This window comes from Maricaulis sp. (genome assembly GCF_030149515.1).
Lineage (GTDB): Bacteria > Pseudomonadota > Alphaproteobacteria > Caulobacterales > Maricaulaceae > Maricaulis.
Window position 1 is genome coordinate 191,158 of record NZ_JASBRI010000024.1, and the last position, 12,067, is coordinate 203,224.

General features: G+C 64.8%; 13 protein-coding genes and 1 pseudogene. 2 read left to right on the forward strand and 12 right to left on the reverse strand.

What is annotated here, in order from left to right; all coding sequences use genetic code 11:
* Positions 1-183 precede the first annotated feature (183 nt).
* Positions 184-729: a porin family protein gene (locus Q1U94_RS11715; protein WP_300544833.1), complete on the reverse strand. Its 546-nt coding sequence runs from the start codon at positions 727-729 to the stop codon at positions 184-186.
* 169 nt (positions 730-898) lie between these two features.
* Positions 899-1,426: a porin family protein gene (locus Q1U94_RS11720; protein WP_300544836.1), complete on the reverse strand. Its 528-nt coding sequence runs from the start codon at positions 1,424-1,426 to the stop codon at positions 899-901.
* 356 nt (positions 1,427-1,782) lie between these two features.
* On the opposite strand from Q1U94_RS11720, the gene Q1U94_RS11725 reads away from it, so the two are divergent.
* Complete coding sequence (locus Q1U94_RS11725; RefSeq protein WP_300544838.1) at positions 1,783-2,505, forward strand: cytochrome c family protein; 723 nt, start codon at positions 1,783-1,785, stop codon at positions 2,503-2,505.
* 182 nt (positions 2,506-2,687) lie between these two features.
* Here Q1U94_RS11725 and Q1U94_RS11730 read toward each other — a convergent pair whose 3' ends face one another.
* From Q1U94_RS11730 to Q1U94_RS11740, 3 genes are read right to left on the reverse strand one after another with little or no spacing between them, the layout of a single operon-like run.
* Entirely contained in the window at positions 2,688-3,536 is an 849-nt protein-coding gene (locus Q1U94_RS11730; protein WP_300544840.1) for an NlpC/P60 family protein, read from the reverse strand.
* Positions 3,476-3,877, reverse strand: a complete 402-nt coding sequence (locus tag Q1U94_RS11735) for a MarR family transcriptional regulator (RefSeq protein WP_300544842.1) — start codon at positions 3,875-3,877, stop codon at positions 3,476-3,478. Before Q1U94_RS11735 ends, Q1U94_RS11730 begins: the two co-directional genes overlap by 61 nt.
* A gap of 35 nt (positions 3,878-3,912) precedes the next feature.
* On the reverse strand, positions 3,913-5,271 hold the full coding sequence (locus tag Q1U94_RS11740; protein WP_300544845.1) for a M17 family metallopeptidase: 1,359 nt from the start codon (positions 5,269-5,271) through the stop codon (positions 3,913-3,915).
* A gap of 105 nt (positions 5,272-5,376) precedes the next feature.
* Here Q1U94_RS11740 and Q1U94_RS11745 point away from each other — a divergent pair, with 105 nt between their 5' ends.
* A complete protein-coding gene (locus tag Q1U94_RS11745; protein ID WP_300544847.1) occupies positions 5,377-6,171 on the forward strand; it encodes a tetratricopeptide repeat protein in 795 nt (264 codons plus the stop codon).
* 10 nt (positions 6,172-6,181) lie between these two features.
* On the opposite strand, the gene Q1U94_RS11750 is transcribed toward Q1U94_RS11745, so the two are convergent.
* The 7 genes and pseudogenes from Q1U94_RS11750 to Q1U94_RS11780 all read right to left on the reverse strand — a co-directional run.
* Positions 6,182-6,652, reverse strand: a complete 471-nt coding sequence (locus Q1U94_RS11750; protein ID WP_300544849.1) for an OsmC family protein — start codon at positions 6,650-6,652, stop codon at positions 6,182-6,184.
* 65 nt (positions 6,653-6,717) lie between these two features.
* Positions 6,718-7,110 carry a hypothetical protein gene (locus Q1U94_RS11755; protein WP_300544851.1) on the reverse strand — a complete coding sequence of 131 codons (393 nt, stop codon included), beginning with the start codon at positions 7,108-7,110 and terminating at the stop codon, positions 6,718-6,720.
* A 123-nt stretch (positions 7,111-7,233) separates the two neighbouring features.
* The gene (locus tag Q1U94_RS11760; RefSeq protein ID WP_300544853.1) at positions 7,234-7,722 is read right to left on the reverse strand and encodes a hypothetical protein; all 489 of its coding nucleotides are present in this window, start codon (positions 7,720-7,722) and stop codon (positions 7,234-7,236) included.
* 61 nt (positions 7,723-7,783) lie between these two features.
* Positions 7,784-8,782 (reverse strand): type II secretion system F family protein, encoded by a 999-nt coding sequence (locus Q1U94_RS11765; RefSeq protein WP_300544856.1) that lies wholly within the window; start codon positions 8,780-8,782, stop codon positions 7,784-7,786.
* Between the two features lie 7 nt (positions 8,783-8,789).
* Complete coding sequence (locus Q1U94_RS11770; RefSeq protein WP_300544858.1) at positions 8,790-9,785, reverse strand: type II secretion system F family protein; 996 nt, start codon at positions 9,783-9,785, stop codon at positions 8,790-8,792.
* Positions 9,786-9,787: 2 nt separating this feature from the next.
* Positions 9,788-11,314 carry a CpaF family protein gene (locus Q1U94_RS11775; protein WP_366917287.1) on the reverse strand — a complete coding sequence of 509 codons (1,527 nt, stop codon included), beginning with the start codon at positions 11,312-11,314 and terminating at the stop codon, positions 9,788-9,790.
* Positions 11,315-11,320: 6 nt separating this feature from the next.
* A pseudogene (locus tag Q1U94_RS11780) lies at positions 11,321-12,067 on the reverse strand (pilus assembly protein CpaE); the annotation flags it as partial.

A 12,067-nucleotide genomic window follows, 5' to 3' on the forward strand; every position in this document is an offset into this window, starting at 1 on the left:
CTGGCCGGATACGCGGCGGCACACGCGGACCCGGGCCTGGAACGCCGGTTTCCGCAGGCCACCAGATTACCACCAAGTCCGCCGCTATCCGAGTCATCCTTGCGCTGCAGGTGCGTGGTGAGATGCGTGCAGGGGCGGCCGATGCCGGCCGGCCCCCGCCACTGTTCTCGCATGGGTCCCGGTCTAACCGCCGAAACGGAAGACGTAGGACAGGCCGAAGCGGTCGGCCTCGCCCAGACCGTCAAAATCGGACCGCGTATAGTCCAGCCGCACGCCGCTGTTTTCCGTGAAGTCGAACGTGGCGCCGGCGCCCCAGGCAAAACTGCCGTCGCCGACACCGCCGGCGGGCGTGAAATTGGTGTCGAAATCGACATGATTATAACCTGCACGGCCAAATATGCCGAACCGGTCGGTCAGCGGCAGACGGCCCACGCCAAACAGGCCGACGCCATAGTTCAGCTCGACCTCGGCCGGCACGGCTGCGATGCAGACCGCATCGACCGGGCAGGCGCCGCGGCTGTCCCCGTCGAAACCGACATCGAACTCCGCCTCGACACCGAAATACCGGTTGAAATTGTAGCCGCCGCGCAGCGTGGCGACATCGAGGGTGAAATCGTCCAGCTGGATCTGGGAATAGCCGCCCGACAGGGTGATTTCGCCGTCTTGCGCCAGAGCCGCGCCGGACAGTCCGGTCACCATGGCGGCACTCACAAACAGGTTACGCAACATTATGAAAGTCCTCGCTAAATGGGGTTTCCCTCGCTCGGCCCCATGACCCGGACTTGATGCGCGATTGCAGCTGACACTCCGGTGAACGGCCAGTTCATGCAGGTTACGATTGCGCAATGAAAAAGGGCCGCCCGGCCGGGCGGCCCTTCATCATGATCGCGGGGCTCTGCTAGCCACCGAAACGGCGGACATAGGAGACGCCGAACACGTCGGACTCACCGCCATCGTCATAATCGAAACGCGTGTAGTCGACGCGCACGCCATTGTCGCCGGCGAAGAACCACTCGCCGCCCACGCCATAGGCCCAGGCATCGTCGTCGGCCTCAAAGCTCAGACCAGCCACCGAGGCTTCGGCTTCGGTGGTGGAATAGCCGGCGCGCAGGAAGACGTTGCCCTGATCGCTCGACCAGGGACGCACAACGCCGAACAGGCCGGCGATATAGTCGAGTTCGACGTCACCGGCGACGCCGCCTTCGGTGATGCTGTCATCGCCGATGCCGACATTCACCTGGCCTTCGACGCCGAGATAGCGCGTGAAGTCATAACCGCCGCGCAGGACGATCGTGTCGAATTCGGCGCTGTCGAAATCGGCCCGCTCGTAACCGGCGCCGAGCGTGAATCGGGGCGCATCCTGGGCCGGGGCACCGGCGGTCAGGGCGAGCGCGGAGAGGGAGGCTGCAAGAAGGGAACGGTACATGTTTATCAACCTTACATTTTTCTGGTCGGCTATACGCCAAAAGCGTGATCCCCAGCCGGACCCCGAAGTGGGATTCGACCGGGGCGGATTCAAGGCAGAGCAGCGCCCGAACTGCGGCCGCGCTGCACATTCCCGGCAGTGTGACTTTTCCGCTTCACATGCGGGGACGGCCGGTCTGCACCGGCACAACGCGCGGCAACGCGGAAATCCGGCTTTCCGTTCCGTGACGATGCTGAAATGCCCCGGACATGCGGCGCGTTAACGCATGCACAAGAGCGCTCAGGAGTGTTGCCTGCACGCGCGGCACATGCCAAACACTGGCCCGACTTTTGACCTGAGAGAATCTGGGGGCGTCCATGGGCGAACTCTTCTGGAACAAGGTGGCCGGTGTTGTCATCGCGACCGTGCTGGCTGTCCTGGCCATTACGGAACTGGGCCACCTCCTGGTGCCGTCGCACGGCGCGCACGAGCTGACCGACGAAAACACGGCCTATCCGGTCGACTGGGCGTCGCTCGGCACGAGCGGCCATGGCGATGCCGAGCCGGAGGATACCGGACCGACCGATTACGGCCTCCTGCTGGCCAATGCCGACCTGTCCAGCGGCGAACGCGTGGCGCGCCGCTGCGCCGCCTGCCACACTTTCGAGGAAGGCGGGGCCAACGGCGTCGGCCCGAATCTGTGGGGTGTTGTCGGCGCGGACATCGCCGCCCATGCCGGCTTCTCCTATTCGGATGCGCTGACCTCGCTGGACGGCGACTGGACGTTCGAAGCGCTCGACGCCTTCATCGAAAATCCGTCGGCCTTCGCGCCGGGCACCGCGATGTCTTTCCGCGGCCTGCGCGACGAGACCCAGCGCATGGACCTTCTGGTCTATCTGCGCAGCCTGTCGAACAATCCGGTCGCCCTGCCCGAACCGCTGCCGGCTGAAGGCGAAATGGCGGAAGAGGTGTCCGACATGGCCGAAGGCGCGGCCGAAGCCATGGGCGGGATGAACGACGAAGGCGCCGAGGATGTCGCCGAGGCGGCTTCCGAAGACGCGCCTGCGCAAGACGAACCGCAGGAGGACGGCGGCCACTAGGACGCTGTCCCGCACCAAAAGCGAAAAAGCCCGGGTCCACGCCCGGGCTTTTTTCTTCCTTGCTTTCTTCCCCACGTCCCTGGGGAGTGGCCAGAGGTGCGGCCTTGGGAAAGATGGCCGGGTCTGGTGTGAACGGTTCCGCCGCGCGCTGCTGCGCAGTCCCCCATGAAATGGGGAGGAAGCTACGCCCGCACGATGGTGCGTACCGGGTTTTCCGCCTCGCGGATCCGCGCCTCGGCATCGGCGAAGGGTTCCAGCGTCGTGTCCATGCTCGAGGCATTGGCGTGCAGCAGGTGTTCGCTGTCGGTCATGATACCGACATGGCCCGGCCAGAAGACAATATCGCCGCGCTCGCGTTCAGGATTGCCGGTGACATCGCGCCACATGGCCTTCAGCGCACGCTCCTGCTGATCGGTGTCGCGCGGCACCTCGATGCCGGCCGCGCGCAGCGCCATCTGGGTAAGGCCGGAACAGTCCAGGCCCACACTCTCCTTGCCACCCCAGAGATAAGGTGTCCCCAGAAACGCCTCGGCCACGGCAACGAAATCGCCAGCGGCGTCATCCAGCGCACCGGTATGCGCCTCGATCACCCAGCCGATCCCCCTCGCCTCGACGAAGCGTCCGCGGCGCTGCCCAGCACTGATCAGCGCATTGAGGCTGAGCAGGCAGTCCGGTTCCGATTTGATATCCGGTTCGGAAAAGGCATAGGTGCGCAACGCGGTGATATGGAGAGACGGGGTGAGTATGGCGTGTGTGAAGCCGCCCAGGTCGACCCAGCCGACATAACCGCCGGCGCGGGAATAGCCCCAGCCCCAGCCGTCCGTCTCCTCCAGCACGGCGAACACTTCGCCGCACAGGACCTGGTCGTCCATGGGCGCATCCGGGCGCGGCTGTTTCCGGATCGGCGCGGCCGGAATCCGGCATTGATGATCGACGGGCTCGACGAAGCGTTCCGCCTCGACCTGCCCCTTCAGATGCGCGGCTGCGAGATCGGGCCGGGCCGGGGTGAGGCGGGGATCCAGGTCGGGCATGTGCGGGTTTCCTCGGCACGAAGGGCAACACGTTCGCCGTAATCGTACAGAAACACCGCGCCTTTGACAGTCCGGTGCACTGACACGTCGCGCTTGTCGCTGCGATCCTTCTTGCGGCGCACGAAACCCTGGCGCTCCAGGACGTCCAGCGCCCGCGTCACGGCCGGCTTGGGCAGACCCAGCGCGCGGGACAGATCGCGCACGGCATGGGGGCCCGGCTGCATGAAAATCGACAGCAGGAGCGCGAATTGCCGCGCTGTCAGATCCGCTGTCGCCCCCTGGACGACATCGGCCGAAACGCGACGCATCATCTCAAGCGAAGCCATCGCCTGTGACGCCATGAAGGCTCTCCCGAGGACACCCGATTCGTTCGGGCCTAATCCTGGAATCGCTCCTTGAGCATTTGGTAAACGGCGCGCGCAGCGTGCATGTCTCCCCCCTTGGGCCGGCCCGGCCGGTCCTTGGGATTCCAGGCGAAAATGTCGAAATGCATCCAGGCGGCCTCGCCGACAAAACGGCGCAGAAAAAGCGCCGCCGTGATGGATCCGGCCATCGGCATGACGGTGGAGTTCACGATATCGGAGATCTCGCCCTCGATATCGGGCTCGTACCCATCCCACAGCGGCATGCGCCAGAGCGGGTCGGCCACTTTCAGCGCCGCCGCCGACAGGTCGGCCGCCAGCATGTCGTCATCGGTGTAGAAGGGCGCCACTTCAGGCCCCAGCGCCACCCGGGCGGCCCCCGTCAGCGTGGCGAAATCGAGCAGCAGTTCGACATCTTCCTCGGTCGCCCGCGCCAGCGCATCGGCCAGCACCAGACGGCCCTCGGCATCCGTATTGTCGACCTCGACGGTGAGCCCCTTGCGCGAGGAGAGAATGTCGCCCGGCCGGAACGCCCCGGCCCCGACCGCATTTTCCACGGCCGGCACGAGAAGGTGCAGCCGCACCGGTAAGCCCGCCGCCATGACCATGCGCGCCAGACCCATCGCGTTGGCCGCGCCGCCCATGTCTTTTTTCATGAGCCGCATGTTTTGCGCCGCCTTCAGATCTAGCCCGCCCGTGTCGAAACACACGCCCTTTCCGACGATCGCCAGACGGGGATGGTTTTCCTCGCCCCACTCCAATTCCAGCAGCCGCGGCGCTTCGCCGGCTGCGCGGCCCACGGCGTGAATCATGGGATAGTTCTGCGCCAGGAGATCGTCGCCGCGGATCACCGAGACCGTCGCGCCGTAGGCGTCGGCGAGTGAGCGGAACGCCTCCTCCAGCCCTTCCGGCCCCATCCGGTCCGCCGGCGTGTTGACCAGATCACGGGTCAGTGTGACCGATTTCACGATCGCCTCGGCCTCGTCGAGATCGGTGCCGCGGGGCGGCACCAGCCGGGCCGGCTGGCGTTCCGCCGGCTTGTAGACGGTGAAATTGTAGCCGCCCAACGCCCAGGCCGTAGCCGCCAGCGTGGCGTCCCAGCCCTCCGGCAAGGCTTCCAGGCGCCAATCGCCCTGCGGCAGCGCCTTCGCTGCAGCGCCGATCGCGAACACGTCCTTGCCATCGCCGATGCCCAGCCAGGCATCGCAGGCCTGGCCGCGCGGCAAACGCACGACCTGGCCGGGCTTGCCCTCGAACCCGGCGGCCAGGAAACGCATTTCCTCGGGCAACGCCTCGATCTGACGTTCGGCATCGGCCTTGGCGACGAGCCGCAGCGTGAAGGCCGTGTCTGACGATGCGAATGTCTCGGTCATGGATCCTGCCTTTCTTCAACGCCGGAAAACGGCGAAACGGGATTAACGCATTCTTGACCGGGTCAGCACAGATTCAAGCCAAGCTCACAGTTGTCCGGTTCTACCATGCGCTCGAATTTCCTGCTCGCCCCGCTGGCCGCCCTCGCCCTTGCCGCCTGCGCCTCCACCGCGCCGACGGAAGAGGAGCAGGCCGTCATCGATACGATGAATGCGAATTCCATCGTCCCCGCCTCGACCCAAGAACGCCAGGCGATCCGCAGCCAGGACCTCCTTACACAGGCGGCCTTCTGGGCCGAGGCCTACGAGTTGAATCCGTCCGACCGCGAGGCCGCCCTGGAACTCTCCAGCGCCCTGCGCCGGCTCGGCAATCATCGCCGCGCCGCCGAAGTGGCCCAGCAGGCCCTGGCCCTTTATCCTGACAACAGCCCGCTTCTGCTGGCCCATGGCAGTGCCCTGGCCGCCGCCGGCCGCGGCGCCGCCGGGCTGGAATCGCTGCGCCGGGCCAGCCAGCTCGAACCGGGCAACTGGCAGATCCTCAATGCCCTGGGCGTGGCCCAGGAGCAGGCCGGCCAGACTGCCGAGGCGCGCGCCACATTCCGCAATGCACTGGACATCGAGCCGGGCCATCCCTCGATCCTGTCCAATCTCGCCCTGTCCTACGCGGCCCGCGGCGAGGCGGAGACGGCCGAACGCATGCTGCGCGAAGCCATGGTGCGTCCGGGCGCCGATGCCACCGTACGCCAGAATCTGGCCCTGGTGATTGCCCTGCAGGGCCGGTTCGACGAAGCCGAGACCATGGCGCGGGTGGATGTCACTCCGCAGATGGCCGAGGCGAACATGGCCTATATCCGCGCCATGCTGACCTCGCGCCGCCGCTACGACGCCGTGCGCTCGGAATAGCGACCCGCGCCTAGCCTTCCCGATAGCGCGCTTCGCAGCCGACCGGGAAATTCACCGAGCGGGCAATGAAGCAGTATTTATGGATCTCGCCGTGGATGGCATCCGCCGTTTCCACATCGGTTCCCGGAGCCAATGTAATCGTCGGCCGCAATGTGGCTTCCAGGAAGCGCCCCGCGCCGTCCGGCGCCGTTTCGCCCACGCCCTCCGGATCGTCCGAATAGGCGGTGACGACGATTCCCGCCACGCTGGCGAGATGGAGATACCAGAGCATGTGGCAGGCCGAGAGGGCCGAGATCAGCATGTCTTCGGGGTTGGGCAGGCCGGGATCGCCACCCAGCAGTGGATCATTGGAACAGTGAATGACGGGTTTGCCCGGCGTTTCCACATTCCAGGTCCGGTCATAGGCCTTGTAGGCACTGGTCCCTGTGCCGCGATTGCCCGTCCAGACCACGCGTGCGTTGTAGGCATGCGTTTTCGCCATGCGCCGCTCCCTCTCGTCACGATCCCTATGTCTGTCGCCCCGCACGGCCGCGCAAGGGCGCGCATCTAGCGCAATACACCCCGCTGCCGCAGGAAGATCAGGGCGCAGATGGCCAGGAGATGGCCGATCAGGTGAAGATATCCGGCCATGTCGTTCATCAATTGCGGCACCGTGGTCAGCAGCACCCAGTCCCCGATCCCGGGCACCAGGCTGAGGATCAGCAGGTAGAGGGCAAAACGGGAGCGCAGGATCAGGGCGATGAAGGCGGCCATGAAACATATCACGGCGAGCCAGAACACAACGGCATGGACCAGACTGACCGAGCTGACGTAGCCATAGGCGTCAAACTCGAAGACGTCGCGGGGCCAGAGATGCAGCCGGGCCATCAGGTCGATGGCGCCCCAGCCGGCGTAGGACAGGGCCTGCCGCCCGACCAGCAGCAACGCGACCACGAACACCCCGATCTCCACGGGGCGGGAATTCAAACCGAAGATGTGCACTTGTGTCAGTCCGGTACCGGCCAACGGCGATACTGCCGTTCGCGGATCATTCTGTGACAATTTCGAGACGGGGGAAACGCCCTAGTTCGCATTGACAGGCGGCGGGGGCGGCGGCGGCGCGCCATCCGCCTCCTCGACCTTCTTGAGCGGAAAGTCCTTGCGCAGCAGAGGCGATACCAGGGTGTGGTCGAAGCGGAAGTCTTCGACCAGTTCGCGCAGCTCGGCCGGGGCACGCCCGTCCTTGGCAGCTTCGGTGCCGCGATAGAGCGCATACAGGCGCAGATAATTCTTGTCGTCGCGCGACAGCGAGGTGTCATCGAGCCGCGAGCACACGGTGACCAGGCGCTGGATCGCCGGTTTGCGCTTGCCCGCCCTGAGCTCGATCATCGCCGCCGCCAGACTGACTTTCCAGCCCATGTCGGCATAATGCGTCTTGGGTGCAGCGCCCAGCGCCTTGCGGGCTGCCGCGATGTCTTCCGACGCAAGCGCCTGCATGGCCTCGCCCACGGCCTTGTCGGCGGCGCGGATGTCCTCGCGGCGTTGTTCGGCTGTCTTGCGCCCGGAAAACATGGGCTGTGTCCACCTGTGCAACATACGGCTCGCTATTCAAATAACGCGCCAGCGGCCTTTGTCACAGGCTATTGAAGCGGATAATCGCAGGTCCGAGAATAACCACGAACAGAACCGGCAGGAAAAACACGATCATCGGAACGGTCAGCTTCGCCGGCAGCGAGGCGGCTTTCTTTTCCGCAGCAGCCAGTCGCATGTCGCGGTTTTCCTTGGCCATCACCCGCAACGCCTGTCCCAGCGGGGTACCATATCGTTCGGCCTGTATCAGCGAGGTGCAGACCGCTTTCACGCCCGGGTGATTGGTTCGTTTCGCCAGGTTCTCGTAGGCATTGCGGCGGTCTTGCAGGTAGGAAAGTTCCGCCGTTGTCAGCGACAATTCCTCGGCCAGTTCGATCGATTGCGAGCCGATCTCGGTCGATACCTTGTGAAAGGCCGCCTCGATGGACATCCCCGATTCCACGCATATCAGCAGCAGGTCGAGCGCGTCGGGAAAGGCGCTCATGATCGATTGCTGGCGCTTCTGGGCCACGTTCGACAGGTAGAGGTTCGGCGCGTAGTAGCCCAACAGGCCCAGACCGAACGCGATGCAGAAGCGTGTGATGTCGGGCAGACCGAAATCATTGATCATGAAGACATAGACGGACGCGCCGGCGAACAGGATGATCGGCGAGGCCAGGCGGAAGAAATAGAAGGTAACGGCCGGCCGGTTGCCGCGCATGCCCGCCTGCTGCAGCTTCTCCTGCAGGGCCGGATCCTCGAAGGCCTTCTGCAGGTTCAGCGAGTCCACAACCTTGCGCATCATGCCCTTGGCCTCGGCGCCACGGATCGAGCTGCCGCCGCGGCCACGCGCGGCTTCTTCCATGGCTTCGCGGCTCTTGCGGCGCAGTTCCTCGCGGCGATTGCGGACATTCCTGACCCGCTTGTCCAGCGTGTCGGTGCCCATCACCGGGGCCGCCAGCGTAATGATCGTGGCGAAGACCAGCACCGCGCTGATCATCATGATGAGCGACTCGGGATCCGTCAGGAAATCGCGGATGTCCGTGAAGTCGATACCGAACATCCGCGCCTCAGATCTTGAAGTTGATCATGCCGCGCATGACCATGATGCCGATGAACATCCACGTCGCCCCGCCCAGCAGCATCAGCTGACCGGTCGGATCAGTGAACATCTGGCCCATGTAGGACGGCGTCGTGAAATAGACGATCGCCAGCACGCCCGGCGGCAGCGAACCGATGATCGCCGCGGAAGACTTGGCCTCTGAAGACAGGGCGCCGATCTTTTCGCGCATCATCTTGCGCGAACGCAGCACGGTGGACAGGTTCGAGAGCGTCTCGGCCAGATTGCCGCCCGTCTTCTGCTGGATGACCAGCACGGTGCGGAAAAAGTTCAGTTCGGGAAGCGGCATGCGCTCGCACATCCGGTCCAGCCCGTCGGGCAAGGATACGCCGACGGCGATACCTTCAACCAGTTTCTCGAACTCGGTGCGTACCGGTTCGGGCGATTCCGTGGCGAGGATTTTCAGGCACTCATTGAGCGGAAGACCCGATTTCACACCGCGGGTGATGACGTCGAGGGAGTTGGCGAACTCGGCGGTGAATTTCTTCTGCCGGCGGCCGCGCAGGAAGCCCAGCCACCAGCGCGGCAGGCCGAACGTGCTCACCAGGGCCACCATGCCCACGACGATCAGGTTCTGACCGGTCAGAAAGGCGATGAGCGTGCCGGCCAGGCCCAGACCCGCAGAGATCAGCCAGAAGGTGGCCGGCGTGAACGACAGGCCCGCCTGCCGGATCCGCGCCTTGACGGTCAGCGTCTTCTTGCGCTGGTCGCGCTGGCGCTGTTCGAGGTCCTTCAGCGATTCCTGGACCTGTTTCTTTCGCTGGGCGGCCTGATCGAGCGCCGAGGTGTGGCGTTTGCCGCGCTGGAGCTTGCCGTCGCCGACGGCGCGGTTGACCCGCTTCTTCGACTGCGCGTCGCCGGCAGCGCCCACCGCCACCCAGCCGATACCGCCGACGGCCACGAAGGCCGCCGCGGCAGCAAGCATGAAGGCCATATCGGGACTCATCGTCAGGCCTCCGCTGCGTCGAGGGCGTTTGCCAGCTCGCGTTCCAGACCGAAATAACGCGCGCGGTCCCAGAATTTCGGCCGGGCGATACCGGTCGAGGAATGCCGGCCCTCGATCTTGCCATGCTCGTCCTCGCCCTGGATGTCGTAGACGAACAAGTCCTGGGTGACGATGACATCGCCTTCCATACCGATCACTTCGGTGATGTGGGTGATCTTGCGTGAACCGTCGCGCAGGCGCGCCGCCTGGACCACCACGTCGATCGATCCCACGATCATTTCGCGGATTGTTCGGGTGGGCAGGTTGTAGCCGCCCATTGTGATCATGGATTCGATACGCGAGAGGGCTTCGCGCGGCGAGTTGGCGTGCAGCGTGCCCATCGAGCCGTCATGGCCGGTATTCATGGCCTGCAGGAGGTCGAAGGCCTCCGGGCCGCGCACCTCGCCGACGATGATCCGTTCCGGGCGCATACGCAGACAGTTCTTCACCAGATCGCGCATCGTCACCTGGCCCGAGCCTTCCAGGTTCGGCGGGCGGGTTTCCAGGCGCACCACGTGCGGCTGCTGCAGTTGCAGTTCGGCGGCGTCTTCGCAGGTCACGACCCGCTCGTCTTCCTCGATGAAGCCGGTCATGCAGTTCAAAAGCGTGGTCTTGCCCGAACCGGTACCGCCGGAGATCAACACGTTACAGCGCGAAGCCCCGATGATTTCCAGAACCTTGGCGCCTTCCGGCGAGATGGAGTTGAACTCCACCAGATTCCGCATCGTCAGCTTGTCTTTCTTGAACTTACGAATGGTCAGGGTGGGACCATCCAGTGCCAGCGGCGGCGCGATCACGTTGACGCGCGAACCGTCCATCAGACGGGCGTCACAGATCGGCGAGCTTTCGTCGACGCGGCGGCCGACCTGGCTGACGATGCGCTGACAGATATTCATCAACTGGGCATTGTCGCGGAAGCGGATATTGGTCTTTTCCAGCTTGCCATTGACTTCGATGAAGACGTCGTCGGCGCCGTTGACCATGATGTCGGCAATGTCGTCACGGGCCAGCAGCGGCTCCAGCGGGCCGAAGCCCAGCACGTCATTGCAGATGTCCTGGAGCAGTTGTTCCTGCTCGGCGATCGACATGGCGACATTCTTGATCGAGATGATCTCGGTGACGATGTCGCGGATTTCCTCGGCGGCCGTCTCATTGTCGAGCCGGGCCAGCTGGCCCAGGTCGATCGTGTCGATCAGCGCGTTGAAGATCGTCGTCTTGATTGCGTAATATTCTTCGGACCGCCCGCCGGGCTCGCTCCGCACCGGCTTGGAAGCCGGCTTGGCCGCCAGTTTGGGAGCCGGTTTCGGTGCCGGCTTGGGAGCAGGCTTGGGCGCCGGCGCCGTCGCACGGGTTTCAGGTTTCGGCGCAACAGCCGTTGCGGAACGCGTCTCGGGCGCCGCTTGCGGGCGCACATCCGCCTTCGGCGCCGCGGGGGGCGGCGCCGGCGGGGCAGATCGGGTTGTCGGTCCTCCGGCGCGCTTGCCGAACATCGCAGACTAGCCTCCGAACAGTTTTCCGATGAAAGACCGCTTGCGCGGCAAGGGGGCGACCCGGCCTGAGACCAGACCGGCCAGATGGCCGAAGCCTTCTGCCGCCTTGGACTTGGCATCCAGCTCGGTGATCATCTGGCCGTTATTGGCGGCTTTGCCGAACAATTGCGGCTCAAACGGCAGGACCAGAGCCGGTTGCGTTCCCAGCGCCTCGGCGAAATCCTTGACCGGGATTTCCGGACGCTTGGGCATGCCCGCCATATTGATCACCACTTTCGGCGGCTCGTCATTGGGACGGGCGCTGGTGACCAGGTCGAACAGGTTTTTCGCATTGCGCAGGGACGCCAAGTCCGGCGTCACGGTCAGCACAACCTGATCCGCACTCAGCAGGGTCTGACGAACCCAAGGGCTCCAGGCGTGCGGCAGGTCCAGCGTGACGAAGGGCGCCTGCCGGCGCACCTTGTCCAGCACGGTCTCATATTCGACCGGACCGAATTCCCAATCCTTGTCCAGCGTCGCGGGGGCCGAGAACAGGCTCAGCCGGTCGGTGCAGCGGACCAGAAGACGATCCAGCAGGGCGTCATCCAGGCGGTCCGGATCGGACAGAGCGTCACCCAGGGTCTGGGCCGGGTCCTGGTTGAAGTCGAGACCGGCGGTCCCGAAGGACAGGTCCAGATCAACCAGCACGGCATCCGACTGAATGCTTTCGGTCAGCGCCCAGGTACAGTTGTGGGCAATGGTCGAAGACCCCAC